This is a genomic window from Lysinibacillus sp. NPDC093712, from assembly GCF_050280025.1.
Lineage (GTDB): Bacteria > Bacillota > Bacilli > Bacillales_A > Planococcaceae > Lysinibacillus.
In genome coordinates, this window is sequence record NZ_JBNNUU010000001.1 from 1,162,297 (window position 1) to 1,177,414 (window position 15,118).

Annotated in this window: 16 protein-coding genes; 5 read left to right on the forward strand and 11 right to left on the reverse strand. The window is 35.1% G+C overall.

Annotated elements, in window-relative coordinates; all coding sequences use genetic code 11:
• Nucleotides 1-88 precede the first annotated feature (88 nt).
• Nucleotides 89-637, forward strand: a complete 549-nt coding sequence (locus ACQKNX_RS06050; RefSeq protein WP_401011777.1) for a GNAT family N-acetyltransferase — start codon at nucleotides 89-91, stop codon at nucleotides 635-637.
• A 56-nt stretch (nucleotides 638-693) separates the two neighbouring features.
• On the opposite strand, the gene ACQKNX_RS06055 is transcribed toward ACQKNX_RS06050, so the two are convergent.
• Nucleotides 694-1,770, reverse strand: a complete 1,077-nt coding sequence (locus ACQKNX_RS06055) for an undecaprenyldiphospho-muramoylpentapeptide beta-N-acetylglucosaminyltransferase (RefSeq protein WP_427428045.1) — start codon at nucleotides 1,768-1,770, stop codon at nucleotides 694-696.
• Nucleotides 1,771-1,945: 175 nt separating this feature from the next.
• Here ACQKNX_RS06055 and ACQKNX_RS06060 point away from each other — a divergent pair, with 175 nt between their 5' ends.
• On the forward strand, nucleotides 1,946-3,295 hold the full coding sequence (locus ACQKNX_RS06060; RefSeq protein ID WP_427428046.1) for an MATE family efflux transporter: 1,350 nt from the start codon (nucleotides 1,946-1,948) through the stop codon (nucleotides 3,293-3,295).
• Nucleotides 3,296-3,364: 69 nt separating this feature from the next.
• On the opposite strand, the gene ACQKNX_RS06065 is transcribed toward ACQKNX_RS06060, so the two are convergent.
• The 7 genes from ACQKNX_RS06065 to ACQKNX_RS06095 form a co-directional block, all read right to left on the reverse strand.
• On the reverse strand, nucleotides 3,365-4,444 hold the full coding sequence (locus ACQKNX_RS06065; protein WP_427428047.1) for a Ger(x)C family spore germination protein: 1,080 nt from the start codon (nucleotides 4,442-4,444) through the stop codon (nucleotides 3,365-3,367).
• Complete coding sequence (locus tag ACQKNX_RS06070) at nucleotides 4,426-5,463, reverse strand: GerAB/ArcD/ProY family transporter (protein ID WP_427428048.1); 1,038 nt, start codon at nucleotides 5,461-5,463, stop codon at nucleotides 4,426-4,428. The genes ACQKNX_RS06065 and ACQKNX_RS06070 overlap by 19 nt, the downstream gene beginning before the upstream one ends.
• Nucleotides 5,460-6,893: a spore germination protein gene (locus ACQKNX_RS06075; RefSeq protein ID WP_427428049.1), complete on the reverse strand. Its 1,434-nt coding sequence runs from the start codon at nucleotides 6,891-6,893 to the stop codon at nucleotides 5,460-5,462. The genes ACQKNX_RS06070 and ACQKNX_RS06075 overlap by 4 nt, the downstream gene beginning before the upstream one ends.
• A 173-nt stretch (nucleotides 6,894-7,066) precedes the next feature.
• Nucleotides 7,067-7,726 carry a CAP domain-containing protein gene (locus ACQKNX_RS06080; protein ID WP_427428050.1) on the reverse strand — a complete coding sequence of 220 codons (660 nt, stop codon included), beginning with the start codon at nucleotides 7,724-7,726 and terminating at the stop codon, nucleotides 7,067-7,069.
• A 378-nt stretch (nucleotides 7,727-8,104) separates the two neighbouring features.
• Nucleotides 8,105-9,007 carry a CobW family GTP-binding protein gene (locus ACQKNX_RS06085; protein WP_427428051.1) on the reverse strand — a complete coding sequence of 301 codons (903 nt, stop codon included), beginning with the start codon at nucleotides 9,005-9,007 and terminating at the stop codon, nucleotides 8,105-8,107.
• A gap of 68 nt (nucleotides 9,008-9,075) precedes the next feature.
• Nucleotides 9,076-10,593 carry a S41 family peptidase gene (locus ACQKNX_RS06090; protein WP_427428052.1) on the reverse strand — a complete coding sequence of 506 codons (1,518 nt, stop codon included), beginning with the start codon at nucleotides 10,591-10,593 and terminating at the stop codon, nucleotides 9,076-9,078.
• Nucleotides 10,594-10,959: 366 nt separating this feature from the next.
• Nucleotides 10,960-11,700, reverse strand: coding sequence for an N-acetylmuramoyl-L-alanine amidase (locus ACQKNX_RS06095; protein WP_427428053.1), 741 nt, complete (start codon nucleotides 11,698-11,700; stop codon nucleotides 10,960-10,962).
• 487 nt (nucleotides 11,701-12,187) lie between these two features.
• On the opposite strand from ACQKNX_RS06095, the gene ACQKNX_RS06100 reads away from it, so the two are divergent.
• The 3 genes from ACQKNX_RS06100 to ACQKNX_RS06110 all read left to right on the forward strand — a co-directional run bounded on the left by ACQKNX_RS06100 (nucleotide 12,188) and on the right by ACQKNX_RS06110 (nucleotide 13,438).
• The gene (locus ACQKNX_RS06100) at nucleotides 12,188-12,454 is read left to right on the forward strand and encodes a translation initiation factor 2 (RefSeq protein ID WP_340824483.1); all 267 of its coding nucleotides are present in this window, start codon (nucleotides 12,188-12,190) and stop codon (nucleotides 12,452-12,454) included.
• Nucleotides 12,455-12,849: 395 nt separating this feature from the next.
• A complete protein-coding gene (locus tag ACQKNX_RS06105) occupies nucleotides 12,850-13,149 on the forward strand; it encodes a hypothetical protein (protein ID WP_427428054.1) in 300 nt (99 codons plus the stop codon).
• An 88-nt stretch (nucleotides 13,150-13,237) separates the two neighbouring features.
• Entirely contained in the window at nucleotides 13,238-13,438 is a 201-nt protein-coding gene (locus tag ACQKNX_RS06110) for a hypothetical protein (protein ID WP_427428055.1), read from the forward strand.
• 609 nt (nucleotides 13,439-14,047) lie between these two features.
• Here ACQKNX_RS06110 and ACQKNX_RS06115 read toward each other — a convergent pair.
• The 3 genes from ACQKNX_RS06115 to ACQKNX_RS06125 form a co-directional block, all read right to left on the reverse strand.
• Entirely contained in the window at nucleotides 14,048-14,299 is a 252-nt protein-coding gene (locus ACQKNX_RS06115; RefSeq protein WP_427428056.1) for a hypothetical protein, read from the reverse strand.
• An 89-nt stretch (nucleotides 14,300-14,388) separates the two neighbouring features.
• On the reverse strand, nucleotides 14,389-14,559 hold the full coding sequence (locus ACQKNX_RS06120) for a hypothetical protein (protein ID WP_427428057.1): 171 nt from the start codon (nucleotides 14,557-14,559) through the stop codon (nucleotides 14,389-14,391).
• A 99-nt stretch (nucleotides 14,560-14,658) separates the two neighbouring features.
• A complete protein-coding gene (locus ACQKNX_RS06125) occupies nucleotides 14,659-14,919 on the reverse strand; it encodes a hypothetical protein (RefSeq protein ID WP_427428058.1) in 261 nt (86 codons plus the stop codon).
• Nucleotides 14,920-15,118: the final 199 nt, after the last annotated feature.

Consider the following 15,118-nt stretch of genomic DNA (forward strand, 5'->3'; position numbering starts at 1 on the left):
GGGTTTTTAATTCCAGTACGAATTTTAGTTTTATTCTTTATGCTTTAACGGAATTGTTTTGACTACCCTTGTAAAGGAGGCGTTTCGTATGCTTAAACATCGAGACCTACATGAATGTACAGAGCTTTATGAGCTATTATCGCATCCATCTGTTTTTCCCTTCGTCCGTCAAAAAGCCAAATCGGCGGATGAATACTGGTTTATGACCAAGCAACTAATCGAAGAAGAAGCGAGAGGGCTCGCTATCTCAAGGACAATTACCGACGATTGGGGGCAACCAATCGGCACCATTAGCATTCATGATGTTGAGGACGGTGCGGGCTTCCTCGGAACGTGGATAGGACTCCCCTATCAAGGGCAAGGTTACAACCAAAAGGCAAAAATGCTTTTTTTAAATGAATTATTTTTTGATTATAATTTCAATACGGTTTTCCTTCGTATTCGAGTAGAAAATATTAAATCACAACGTGCCGCATTAAAGTTACCTTATGTTGTTAGTGCAAATGATAGTCACCCTACATTATTAGCACAAGTTAATAGTGGCGAGGCACAATTCAATTTATATAAAATTCCACGTGACTTGTTCTATCTGACAACTGCCAATCAAACACAAGAAGGCGAAGAACAAGCAATGTAATAGAAACAATCAAAAAAGCAATGTGTACTGTTTATCATAACAGCACACATTGCTTTTTATTTTTTATATTGTACTATTAACTTCGCCATTTCATCTGGCGTTTTCGGTCTTTGGGTTTTTTCCATCGTAGCTGTCATTTCGGATTTTCGCTCTGTTAATGTATATACTGATTTTATGAAAGAATCCTTCGTTAGTTCCTCTTCTTGCAAAACTTCAGCATATCCTTGTTTTTTGAATAAGTTTGCATTTAAAATTTGATCGCCACGACTTTTTTGTGCAGAAAGAGGAATTAATAACATTGGTTTATGAAGTGCTAAAAATTCAAAAATAGAATTAGATCCTGCACGTGAAACGACAAAATCGGCTGCATGCAGCAAATCAGGTAATTCAGTTGTCACGTAGTCAAATTGTTTGTAGCCAGGCATTGACTCTAAGCTTTCATCTTTATTCCCTTTTCCACATAAATGAATGACTTGGAATGTTTGAAGTAACTCAGGTAGATTATGGCGTAATGCGTCATTTAACACTACAGAGCCAAGGCTTCCACCCATAACTAAAAGAACGGGTTTAGCTGCTGTAAAACCACAGAACGAAAGACCTTTTGCTTTGTAACCGTTAAATAATTCTTCACGAATAATGGAACCAGTACATGTTGCTTTTTCATTTGGTAAATGCTGCAGCGTTTCTTCAAAAATAGTGAAGATATGAGAAGCAAAAGGTAGGGCAATTTTATTTGCCAAGCCAGGCGTAACATCGGATTCATGTATAACGACTGGTACACCAGCCAATTTAGCTGCCATAACTACAGGTACAGAGACAAAACCACCTTTTGAAAAGATGACCTCTGGCTTCACTTTTTTTATAATACTAAACGCTTGCATGATTCCAGCAAGTACTTTAAAAGGATCTGTAAAGTTTTTCATAGAGAAATAACGACGCAATTTCCCGCTTGCTATCCCATAGAAAGGGACTTTAGGAAATGCCTCGCCTATTAATTCTTTTTCAATACCTTGCTCTGAACCAATATAGTGGACATCATAACCTAGTTCAAGTAAAGAAGGTAATATCGCTTGGTTAAGTGATACATGGCCTGCTGTCCCACCACCGGTTAAAATGATTGTTAGTTGTTTCACGTAAATTCTCCTATTCCTTAAAAGCCATTGTAGCCAACCGCTACTTTTTGTTTACAGTCTCTTATTTTACTATATGCGAAAGAAAAGATATAGATGAAGCTTTTAATTTTTCAGTCATATTATGTCTACTCTATGCTATACTAATTCATTATGCTTATAAAGGAAGTTACTCACTATGGATAAAACTAAAACGTTAAAACAAAAGTATGCTTTAATTTTAAAAATCATTGTGCCGATTTTAGTCACCCAAGTAGCTATTTATCTTATCTCTTTTTTCGATATTTTAATGTCTAGCCGCTACGGAACAGCCGATTTAGCTGGGGTTTCAATAGGCTCATCCATTTGGATGCCTATTTATACGGGACTTTCTGGTATTCTATTAGCGATAACGCCGATTGTGTCCCAACTCGTTGGAGCAAAGAAAGAACATGCTGCAAAAAAGGCTGTTCAGCAAGGCTTATATGTGGCTCTTGTTCTTTCTGCCATAATATTTATTTTATTATTTGTCGGACTCGATTGGATACTTGGAAATATGCAATTAGAAGAAGCAGTACATAACATTGCCAAATCCTATATTCATGCAATGTGCGTTGGACTTATACCACTTTTTTTATTTTTTGTCCTACGATGCTTTATCGATGCGTTAGGTCAAACACGTGTAACAATGATTATAACGCTACTTGCAACACCTATTAATATTTTATTAAATTACATTTTCATTTTCGGCAAGTTCGGTGCGCCGGAGCTTGGTGGTATTGGTGCCGGTGTTGCTACCGCTATTACTTACTGGTTAATTTTCTTTATTACCGTTTGGATAGTAGCCAAGCGGGTGCCTTTTGAACACTTTCATATATTCCGAGAATGGCCTAAGCTGGAATGGCTAAGTTGGAAAGAGATTTTAGTTATTGGTGTGCCAATCGGCATCTCCTTATTTGCGGAAACAAGTATATTTTCTGCCGTAACGATGATGATGAGTAGCTTTAGTACTGAAATTATTGCTGCACATCAAATAGCAATTAACTTTACATCGTTGTTATATATGGTTCCTCTTAGTATTTCAATGGGTGTTACGATTTTAGTAGGTTTCGAAATTGGCGCTGGTCGACAAGAAGATGCAAAAATTTATAGTTATTTATGCGTTGGGACCGCCATTGTATTTAGCTTTTTTTCAGCTTGTATTCTTTACTTACTACGCGAACAAATCGCGACATTGTATTCAACGGATCAGTTAGTTTTAAAGTATGCACAACAATTTTTAGTATTTGCTGCCATTTTCCAGCTATCAGATTCTATTCAGGCTCCAGTACAAGGAGCTTTAAGAGGATACAAAGATGTCACAATAACATTCATTATGGCAATTATTTCCTATTGGATTATCGGATTACCTACAGGTTATTTACTAGCTAACTATACTGACTTCGGGCCAGTTGGATATTGGCTTGGGCTTGTAGCTGGTCTATCTGCTGGAGCTATTACATTATTAATACGCCTACTGCTCGTACAAAAAAGATTCGTTTTACGATAAATACAACGCAAAAATGTTGAATATGAACATTTTTGCGTTGTTTTCTGTCTCAAAAAACTAAAGTCCTTACTATCGGAGAATCCCTGTCCGAATAATCGAAACTTTCACTTTTGGCTCTAATGTAAGTGAAGCAAATAGCTCGTGCCAGTCGTTCTTAAACATTTTTGGATGATAGGCACGAATATATCGACCTATCCCTAAAGTATCTGACTTCTGTTCTTGTAGTATTTGAAGCACTTCCTCAAAGTCAGCTTGAATTCTTTGTTGGAAATTATCCTCTAGCGTTTGCAATGTTTCTTTCTTATACAAATGATCCTTTGAAAACTCATCAATTTCTAAATCGATTTCATAGTCCATCATTATTTTTTTCATGTCTTCGTTGATTGTCCACTTTCTTTTTAAATGAATGACCTCTGAAGTGACAGGTATTTCCTTATCATTTAAATTCATCATATATTCAATACGTGCATGTTGACTTGCTTCATCCATTAATAAAAGCATACTTAACGATTGTTTAGGATTTAAGATTTCCCCTGTAAATACCTGACCAGAAAACAAAGCAACCCCTGCTGCATCTGCTATATTTTTTTCTTCGTTCATTTTTATATAGGGAATTGAAATATCTATTGCATCATCAAACAGCGTCGAGCCAATCATTTGTAAATCAAGTTTGGGGTAAATTGTATTTTTCTCAGCACTTTCAATAAAGCGCTGATAGTACCCCCCTGCATTGTCTGTTACTTCCTTTGTTAGCTCAATAAAAGGCTTTACATCCCCTTCAGTCAACGCAACTTTAATAGATATCGGATTTTGAGGATCACGAAAATAAATATCTAAAATGTCATAAAGAGGTTCATTTACAGTATCACTTGAAATGAGGAGTGTCGCTAATTCAGACAAATCTAATGTTTGTTCCACTTTCATGTCCGCTTTATTTCGGATATCGCGTGGAGAAATACCTTCCGCTTCTATTACCATTATTTTGCTTTTATTATCGATTAACTTAGGGTAAGCATAATATCCTTTATATTCACCCACTTTCCCTTCAACTCCAACGAGTGACACAACTGATGAGTTTTTATATAACCGTTCATCCCAACAACCAGCGAGGAATACAATCAACAGTAATATTATCCCTTTTCGATGCACTCTTTCCCCCTCCATTTATTCCAAAAAATAATGAGTATAGGCAAAAGAAAAGTGAAAATTAAAAATATATAATAGAAGGAACTTTTCATAAATTCAATCACTCTAAATTTAACAAAAAAAAGCGGGACAATCGCTAGCAACACATGATAAACAATAATTTGCAACTTAGGTCGGTTTCTTTCTTTTACAAAATGAATGACTCTAAAGGTAAAATTCACAATCATTACAGTAACGATTGACCAAGATAACCAAATATACACAAAGAAAATATCAAGTCGCTTCACAAATGTCACTTCTTGCGATTTTAAAATATAAATGATCGGCTCTGGTACTAGTTTAATTTCCTCAATAGTAAAAAACATTTGAGAAAAAAGCACTGAGATTAAATAAAATACAAAAATTACAAGCTGATATATGAATATCGGCTTGCCCTTTAAAGTTAACTCCTTTTGTAAAAAGGGACGAAATATTAAAAACATTTCTGCGCCCATAAATGCAAATGCACCATGAATAAAGCCCTGAATAATTTCTTTTTTATTTGTAAAATCAAGTGGAAATAAGTTTGTCCAAGTGAGATCTGGTACCGCTAGCATTAAAAAAATGATAAAAATAAATACGAGTGGAATAAGCATCACACCAATATTAATTACTGTTTCTGGTCGACTTAAATTGGCATATAACGAAAGTGCCACAATAAAAAAGATGACAATCCATTCGGGTGTTTGAGGTAAAACCCATGAAGCTAATACAAATTCCATATAGGCTATAAATGACGCGATCATTAAAAACCAGTAAATTTTATATATCCATTGAAAAAATGTATTCAAATAAAAATAACGATAATAACGTTCAAAAAAGATTAATAAAAAATAATGCCATATTGCTGCTACGATAAATAGCACCCAAGCCATATTTCTACTTTCACTAATTAATGGCGTTTGAAAAGATATATATATAATTCCTGTTTCAATAAAAAATAATAGTAAAAAAAATTGTCCTTTAGATAGGGAAAAATTCAAGGTGTATCACCATTCTTTACACTGTTATCCTTCGGTGGACTAAAAGTTGTGACTTGGACAGTTGGTTTGAAATACGGTCCTCGTACAAACACTTTGTATAATTCCTTTGGCTGAAATGGCACAATTGGTGAAAAGTATGGTTGTTTTAAAGAACTTAAATTAATCAAGTGAATCAATAACACAACAACGCCAATGACAATACCGAAAAAACCAAATAATGAGGCGAGCAACATAAATGGAAATCGAAGCATACGAATTGATGTATTTAGCTCTACGGAAGGCACTACATAGCTTGAAATTGCAGTTAAAGCGACTACTATCACCATTAAATTTGATACTAAGCCAGCACTTACAATAGCATCCCCTATTACTAATCCTCCCACGATGCCTATCGTCTGACCTACTGATTGTGGCAATCGTATACTGGATTCTCGAATGAGCTCCATAATAATTTCTAAAATAAGAGCCTCTATTAACGGTCGATAAGGTATTTCATTTACGTCACTCTTTACTTGATTACTCAACTCTAAAGGAAGTACTTCAAAGTGAAAACTAATAATAGCAATATAAAAAGCAGGTAAGAAAACAGCTGCAAGAAAAGACATTAACCGGACTATTCGATAAAAGGAACCAACCAACACACGACCATTATAATCGTCAGGCGATTGATAAAAGGAAAAAAACGTTACAGGTGCTATTAAGGCAGTTGGGGATATATTCGTTAACAATACGACTTTACCTTCTACTAAATTAGCTACAACGCGATCAGGTCTCTCCGTATTTAGCAATTGTGGAAAATGCGACCAAACAGAATCCTCTAACTCATCACTTAATTGGCCAACACTATAAAAATATTCAATGTTAATGGCATCAATACGTTTTTCAATCTCATTCAAAGTTTCAGGCTTTATGACCCCATCAATATATAAGTAATACGCTTTCGTATTTGTCTCTTTACCGATTGAAAAAGATTTAACTACAAGCGCTGGATTATGAATTCGTTTCCGTAATAATGCTAGATTTGTTTCGAGGCTTTCAACAAGCCCCTCATGTGATCCTCGGAGAACATGCTCATTATTTGGCTCGTCAGGGTTTCGTTGTATCTGGTTCACAACAGTAAGAGAAAGCATTTCACCAGTTTCAGGTATAACAATTAGTGTTTCGCCATTACAAATGTGCTCAATTGCTAGTGGTAGAGAAAATGGCTCAAGTGTGGTTATTAACGTTTCACTCCAAAAGGGCTTGTTTGTATCTAAACGTGCATAAATAGTATCGAGTACTCTTTGCACTTCTTTTGCATCTACGAGCGAGGAATAAAAGCATAAAATAGCAGACGTTCCTTCTCGCCAGTCTACTTGTCTCACTGTAAAATCAGATGAATGATTAAATGCTTTTTGTAAGCTTTTCATCATTAATTCCACTTTTTCCATAAAACGCCTCCTATACTTAGAAGTATAGGCAAAAAAGGCTTTTCTCAAACTGCTATGCTCTCTTTTCAATTGTTCAGTATCTGTTCTTTTCAAAATAAAAAGACGCCCAAATAAGTCTTATAGACTTATTGGACATCCTATATTTTCGTTGTTTCTAGTAAACATTCACATTATTATTTTTGAATAAATTGTTGTGTCCAGTAGTTTCCAGACTTCACATAACCAACACCAATATGTGTGTAATTAGCATTTAAAATATTAGCGCGGTGACCTGGTGAATCCATCCAAGCTTGTACTACCTCTTGAGGTGTACGTTGACCTTGAGCGATATTTTCGCCAGCACTCTTATAAGTAATACCTAAAGCTTTCATACGATCAAATGGTGAACCGAAAGTTGGGCTCGTATGTGAGAAATACTTTTTCGATTGCATATCTTGAGATTTTTCTCGAGCAGCCGCCATTAATTTATCATCTGTTTGTAATGCTTTTAAACCAGCTTTTGTACGCTCAGCATTCGTTAATTTTACTACCTCTTGTTCAAAAGCATTCACATCCGATGTTGTTGTCGTCGGTGTAGAAGTAGTCGGTGGTGTCGTTGTTGTATTATTTTGTTGATTTGTTTGTTGATTTGTTTGAGTATCTTTAGATGGTGTTGTCGTATGTGGTTTAGTTACATCCCACTTGTGATTTGACCAATTATTATAATAGTAAACTTTGCAGTTTGTAGTCTGATTTGCTGTGTTCCCCTCTGTAGTATTAGAAGCAGCAGAAGCCAACTGAATTGGAGCTGCTAAAAGAAATGTTGCACAAATTGCAGTAAGTGTTTTTTTCATTTTGCAATCTCTCCTCTCTGCAACCTATCGTAAAGTACGTTTCTATTAAAAATCTTCCCAACATCTGCTAGCTTCTCCAACAGAAAAGTAGTTTACGTTAAACTGAGGTTTTTTTGCTATAATTTTTAGCAAGTTTCACCATGCTATGAAATACTTACGTTTTATATAGGGTTGACAATACTCAAAATGAAGCGATTTATAGACTATGTTTTTTTAAAAAGAACAATATATTACTGTAGTAATCCATTAAATGAAGGAATAAAATTTTAAAAAATCTGAGATAAAATAAAAAAATTCTGCTCGGTCCTACTGGATAGCTTGACGCTATCTAGTAAGTGCACGCGCAGAAATACGCTTAAAACCTATTTTTAGCTCAATTTAATCAATACCAATTACATTAACACGCCCAATATTTTCACCTATTAAAACAAGCTTTGCGGGCATTTTAATGTATTCTGGAAGCCATTGTACCATTCCATAGGCATATTGAAACAGCATTGGATTTTTAACACCTTCGATTGGAACGTACCCTTTCATCCGATAAACCGAATCTGGCAAAGTTCTAACCCAATCCTCAAATTGCTCCTGTGTAAAGTGAACACCGTCGAACTCCACTAAACGAGAGCCTAAATGCATTGATGATATAGGTGCTTTAATAATATTTTGTTTATCGATTTGTACAGTAGCCGTTAAACTTTCAAGTAAATGTAATGGTACACGTCCATTTGTAGTTTGCAAAATAAATGCATGTGGATTAAAACCTTGTAGCTCATAGACTACCTTAGCTTGTTCCGCTTCGCTAAGTAAATCCGTTTTGTTGGCCAATAATAAATGGGCATGGCGAATTTGTTCCATAAATAATGTACGAACTTGTGGTGTTAATGTCTCACGATTTAACCATAGCTTTGAGTCTGCAACTGTGACAATACCCTTTACATTTAACTGCTCGGCAAAAATGGGCGAATAGACAGCATCCAATGCTTCTACAGGATGAGCAGCTCCAGTAGTTTCGATAATTAGAACATCAAATTCACTATCTAATAGTAGAGATTGAATTTGAGCCTCTGTTTTTTCAGCACCTGAACAACAAATACAGCCTTCTAGCATCTCTTTAAGAGGAACATCCTCCTCCACTGCTTGTGAGTCAAATGGCAGCTTACCAAGCTCATTCATAATAACAGCTGGCTTTAATCCCTTTTCTTTTAGTTGACGAATTACATCTGTCAGCATAGAAGTCTTACCGCTTCCTAGAAACCCACTAAATAAATATACGTCCTTCACAATCATTCCTCCTATAAAAAAAGCCGTCGCATAGGCCGTACGAGACGACTTCTGCGACAGCTACTGTGTTAGTTTGTTTTTTTCTCAGTTTTATCTTTTGCATCAGAAATCAGTTCTTTTGCTTTTAAAAGTTGAGGATCTTCTGATTTCATTTTTGCACGTAACGCATCCATTAATGCATACGTTGTTTCGTTCGATAAAATACCTGTTTCTTCAAGCTTATTGTCAGCTTGCAGTTTTTTCACCGCACGCTCTGTATACTGGTCAAAGATACCGTCAGCTTTACCAGGCTCATATCCTAGCACCTCTAGCATTTCTTCAGCCACTTTTATTGCGTCTGATTGCAAGCCGTCTTTCATTTCAATCGTTGGATCTATAATTGGTAAAGAAGCATATGCAGGATAAGCAACTTTTACATCTGGTTCAATACCTTTTTCATTGATCCAGTTACCGTTTGGTGTTAACCATTTACCAGTAGTAAATTTTAAATTCGAACCATCTTTTAACGGCGTAACATTTTGTACAGTACCTTTACCGAAAGACGTTTCACCAACAATTTTTGCACCAACTGACTCTTTCAAAGCAGCTGCTAAAATTTCTGATGCAGAAGCACTCCCATTATCAACTAATACAGTTACAGGTAAATTGTATTTTTTCCCTGCTGCAGCATTCGTAATTTCAGGCTCTTCGTCTTTTTGTTGCACTTGCACAATCGGTTTACCTTCGGGCACAAATAAATTAGAAATTTCAACTGCTGCATTTAAATACCCACCAGGATTTTGGCGTAAATCAAGGACAATCCCTTTCATGCCTTTTCCTTCGTATTCAGCAAGCATTTTTTCTAGCTCTTTTGCTGTTTGTTCACTAAACGATGTAATTTGAATATGCGCAATATCTCCATCTAGCATTTCACCATATACCGTTTCAACAGGAATTTCATCCCGAACAATCGTCATTTGAATTGGTTCAGCATTTTCTCCGCGTTTCACTGTTAGCTTAACAGGAGTACCTTTTTCACCACGAATTAGTGCAACTGCTTCAGAAGCGCTAAATCCTTGTATACTTTTGCCGTCAACAGTTAAAATTATGTCTTTAGGTAATAATCCCGCTTTTTCAGCAGGTGAATTTTTAATAGGTGACACAACAGTAATGAAACCATTACGTTCTTGAATTTCAGCGCCGATTCCCTGGAAGCTTGAAGATAATCCAGAGTTAAACTGTTCTGCTTCATCTTTCACCATGAAATCAGAATATGGATCTTCTAATGCATCAAACATGCCGTTAATAGCACCATCCACTACTTTTTCATCATCAATATCTTTGTAGTATTTGTCTTTTAGCATATCAAATGCTTCGTATAATTTTGTAAATTCCGCACGTTCTATCGGAACTTTTACTTCTACTACTTTCTTTTCACCGAATGTTAACGCAAAAATTGTTAAGCCTGCGGTAATTAAGATTGTAAAGAACATCAGCATAATAAATTTAAACGGTTTCATCTGAATAAATTGTCCCGCTGGTTTTACCTCTACTTGCTGTGTTTGCTCTTGCTGTTGTTCTAAACCATCTTTTTTCTGTTCATCCATCTTGATTGTCACCACTCTCATATACACTAACTTGTTGTCACACTATTACCATCTTAACAGGTTATAGAGGAGACGAAAAGAAAAAGCGTGTCAAAATTTCATGACAGCTCTTGTCCCTCTATTAACTTCACAAAATTGCACATTAAAAAGGTCGTTTTTCCTAGACAATTTTCTATGAATAGAACAGCATTTCTACAAAAGCTTTCTATTTACAATTTATAAATAAAAAGCGCCTCAGATACCTTCCTGAGGCACATCAATGCTCTTAGCTGCTAAGTTTAAAGTATATAATAGTACTGCTTTTCTATTCTACTCATTTCTTATATGCAGTCAACTAAAATACTCATAGATTTTGTTTTATAGTAATTAAGCTTCTACAATATATGTTACTAGTGCTAATTTAGCTGTTTTTATTTTAATTTCTGCACTTTTGGCAGCAGATAACCCTGTAAATGTTCCTGTCTTCACACGATATTGCGCGCCATCCTGTTCAATATAAGCAACCCAGCCAAAACGCTTCTGCATTACATCCACTACGCTGACAGCTGCACTTCGATTGCTATATGTTCCAGTGATGATACGGTACTTCATTGACTCGGTTGGCGGTTTTTCGGGCTGTGGCGTATCAATATTTGTTATCATTTTCAAAAAATTAGTCCAGGAGACTTTCCCCGCACGTATATTTCTCGGACAGTTTTTGCCACTGAAATAATGATGCTGAACGACATTTTGGATTGATATATTTTCATCTTTCATTATTTTTGCTATTAAAGCTGCTGCATTTTCTACAGCCTTATTAAAATTGCCATCACTATTTACACATATTTCAACCTGAATTCCTTGCGTATTTCCTATATAAGTTCCCGCTCCCCAGCATTCCCAATAGTGCTCAAAAGATTGTACTGCCTCATGATCATCTACTTGCCAATGCCAGCTTGCCGCTCTGCTATTACCATTAATTTGTAGTCGAGCATGGGCATCTGCATCTGCTCCTACGCTCGTATTATCGGTTTCATGGACAACAATATATTTTTTCGCATTGTTTTTCCCATTCGTAATCATGGCTGCTTGATTTGCTGATACTAATTTTTGTCTTATTGATACCACGCGATTACCCCCCCTCCTATTAAAATACGTTTCATATCTTTATAGTGACTCATTAGAAAACCGACTACTTACATTGTAATCGCTTCAAATAACGAGCATTTTTGTTTAACTTATTGCGCTAGTCTCGTCACTGGCCATTAGTAATATCCATATGAAATGATGCTTAATTCTATAGTATGCGCTATTGCCAAGTTCAGTTGTGTTTTTATATCCACTCTATTACGTAAAACGCCTAAAGCTATTGCTTCTCACCTTTTTGATTTGTTTTTGCGTCATTTCAAAAGATGGTTTTGTTACAGAACATCATTTTTTTCGAAATGACATGAACCAAAATCATCGGCAAGTGTTGCTCTTTTTAATGCCCTTCCGAATACTATTTAACAGAATGTCTCATGAAAACATGATATCCATTCCCCTTTTTTGTCTCGGGCGCATAAGATAGGTATAAGATGACCGAGAATTAAAAGGAATTAGGGAGGGCTTTACAATGAACAACAATCAAAACAATTCAAACCAATCTACGGATTCACTCGATATTTACGCTGCAAAGCTTGCCTATATAGGGACATCCATTTCTACATTAGGAGATGGCATTCAAACAATTGCCGCGGGGCTCACTTTAGAATCATTAAAAAAGGCAAGCAACCAAAGTTCCCAAGACTTACCGAATCAAACAAAACAGACAGAAAATATGCAAAAGCAAATCGATTATTTAATAGCCGAATTAAAACATATAAAAAAATATTTAAAATAAAATACAAGCATTGATTGTCAAATATCTTTAGCTACGCATCTAACCCATTTACATAATTAAAGCTCCCATAGTGAATTGTGAAAATCCGTATATAACATCCGTCCAAATCTCTATAGCTAGAGGTTTGGATTTTATTGAGTGTAACAATAACTTGGTGCATTCTCATGAAATTCTCCAATTCATCATTATATACAGTTATCTATTTCAGAAGAGGACAAAGTAGAAATTTGGTCAACTAGGCATGGTGAAAAGGTGAAATCTAATGAAGTCTTACAATCAGGGCTGATGACATATATTTTACTCACTTGTATTTTACCAATTAACTTCCACGTATCATTTTATTATGTTACAATTTTTGTAAATGTTTATTTATAACAAAGTGAGGTGAACCTGGCATGTCCTATGTGAACGATTTACAATTCTATCTAGACAGTAGTTCAATCGGTGTTATAGTAGAACTTTTATTGGTTACTTCTTGTATCGCAACAATCATTTTTATTGCAACTAAAAATCAATATATCTCCTATTTATCATCGGCACCTATATTTTATTTCATTTCAAAATGGTTCTATCAAAATACGCATTTAATTTTTATCGTCCTTGCAATGACTGTACAAGCACTTATTATTTTATGTATCCAAAAGAAACAAAATAGTAATGAAGAAGCCTTGAAGAGCGAAATGGTAAAACAATGATTCTACTTTTTATACTGGACTTGCGTTTAAGACTGATTGGCTAGAAGTAAGTCCAGTGTAATTACATACATAATGGAGGATATTCAAAATGAGCAGAACAGTCACTTCTGCAGTAAATACTAAATATGAAGAAAAAATACAAGAGACATTTACTTTTGCACAATTAGGAATTGACGAAAAGATGAATAACGAAGAAACGAAAATGGACATAGATAAAATCTTTGAATCGTGGGTATATGCAAGACTCAATATTTCTTATAGTATTGTTTTCAATATGGCTAGTGAATAGCATTTAGTATACATGTATTATTCATCTAACGATAAGATGTGATGATTTACTGACCGTCCACTTATAATGGCTTAGATTTTTCATTATAGTAGCTGTCCTTTTTTATCTTAATAAAATCGGGGAATTTGGGAAGCAATAATTTTGAAGGGGTGATTGTATGGAGAGGTTTGAAGTCTCATTTAAAAATAAAGCGGTAAGGGTTTGGTTTTACACGGTTTTTCCCGCAATAATTATTGCCATAGTACTTTTTATAATTTTGCCTTATGAACAAAATCGATATGCTTCATTAGGTCTTTCAGCTGTTACCACTTTGTATTTTATTTGGTTCGCGTTTTATTCTAAAAAAAATCGCAATTAATGGCTATCGCTATCCCTCGCGCAAGATTGTCATGCTTACAAATGCATAAAATTTGGGACTCCCCATTGAACATTTTGATTCATTTGCAAAAAAGAGACGCGTTCCATCTATCGTACGCGCTTTAGAATGAGTCGATTATTTTTTCTTGTTCATTAACTTTTTTATTAAATCATCAAAGTATTGGACTGCTTCTTGCACAGCAGATTTTTTAGCTAATTCAATTCCCTTTTGGATAGAACGATAAGCCTCATCTATTTTTTTGCTTTCATTTGGGCATCTGCGAGGCAATACCAATAAAACCAAGCATCCAGTTGTGAAATTTTATCGTGATAAAATTTTTCGATTTTCGGATAGTATTTCAAATAGGAAGCTTCATCATAAACTAACTTTTCGCCATTCCATTTTAGGACATCCACTAAATAGCTATCACCAATGTACAGTTGCCAAATTGCTATAGCCACTTTTTGTTTTTCATTTACAACAATGGTTTTGAGGACATTCATCACTTATCATCGTTATTTCTAAATGATGAGCAGAATTAAACCTTCCGAACTGATGTGTAAAGGTTATTGGTGGAACCCGAAGTGGCAGTTTAAGTTCTTGAATCTTTAATTGCAGCTTCAATTGTTTTGTATCCTATTTGAGGAAGAAATTGCTCTAACGGTTGAGGACGATCATTCAAATTTGCATAAACTGATTCATTAATTGTTCCATATAGGAAAATACTTACGAAAAACAATGAAAGCAGTATATTTTTCGTCATTTTTATCGCTCCTAAATTATATTTTGCTATATTTTCTCCAAAAAAATGAACACTATCCTTTCTTACTTCTGATGTAAGTGAAGGATTGTACTCTATAACCTAAGAATTAATAATTTCCATAACAGTGGTTAGGAACATTGCGATGGTTAATAATATCCATAAACCAAGTAGCAAATAGTCCGAGATTGTTTTTTTGCCTTTTTTTATATCTTGTATTTTAGTCACTAGCATTATTATAGCTACTATTGTCATAGCGATATTCTTAAGATGAGCATATCTAAAGCCAAGTAGTACAAGCAGTAAAAGTACAACACCAAAAACAATCCTTATCTTTTCAAACTTCGTATACGATTTTTTCATCGTTTCTGCTCCCTTCAATCAATTTCGCTGTGCTCAACCTTCTCAGGTTCAATGCATAAATGGCTTTCATGCACATCTTATAGAAGTGGAAGACTTTTAATAAGCAAGTTAATGTGCCACTTTCATGCACTTAGTATATATATATGCGATGATTGTAAAAGTAGCGATTGCCCTTATTTACACAATCGCTTTCCTTTGT

Bases quoted from the DNA above. Each gene is read 5' to 3' on its own strand.
- ACQKNX_RS06120 (WP_427428057.1), bottom strand. From the start codon at position 14,559: ATGACGAAAAATATACTGCTTTCATTGTTTTTCGTAAGTATTTTCCTA.
- ACQKNX_RS06105 (WP_427428054.1), top strand. From the start codon at position 12,850: ATGTCCTATGTGAACGATTTACAATTCTATCTAGACAGTAGTTCAATC.
- ACQKNX_RS06090 (WP_427428052.1), bottom strand. From the start codon at position 10,593: ATGGATGAACAGAAAAAAGATGGTTTAGAACAACAGCAAGAGCAAACA.
- ACQKNX_RS06110 (WP_427428055.1), top strand. From the start codon at position 13,238: ATGAGCAGAACAGTCACTTCTGCAGTAAATACTAAATATGAAGAAAAA.
- ACQKNX_RS06075 (WP_427428049.1), bottom strand. From the start codon at position 6,893: ATGGAAAAAGTGGAATTAATGATGAAAAGCTTACAAAAAGCATTTAAT.
- ACQKNX_RS06080 (WP_427428050.1), bottom strand. From the start codon at position 7,726: ATGAAAAAAACACTTACTGCAATTTGTGCAACATTTCTTTTAGCAGCT.
- ACQKNX_RS06060 (WP_427428046.1), top strand. From the start codon at position 1,946: ATGGATAAAACTAAAACGTTAAAACAAAAGTATGCTTTAATTTTAAAA.
- ACQKNX_RS06100 (WP_340824483.1), top strand. From the start codon at position 12,188: ATGAACAACAATCAAAACAATTCAAACCAATCTACGGATTCACTCGAT.
- ACQKNX_RS06125 (WP_427428058.1), bottom strand. From the start codon at position 14,919: ATGAAAAAATCGTATACGAAGTTTGAAAAGATAAGGATTGTTTTTGGT.
- ACQKNX_RS06050 (WP_401011777.1), top strand. From the start codon at position 89: ATGCTTAAACATCGAGACCTACATGAATGTACAGAGCTTTATGAGCTA.
- ACQKNX_RS06115 (WP_427428056.1), bottom strand. From the start codon at position 14,299: ATGAATGTCCTCAAAACCATTGTTGTAAATGAAAAACAAAAAGTGGCT.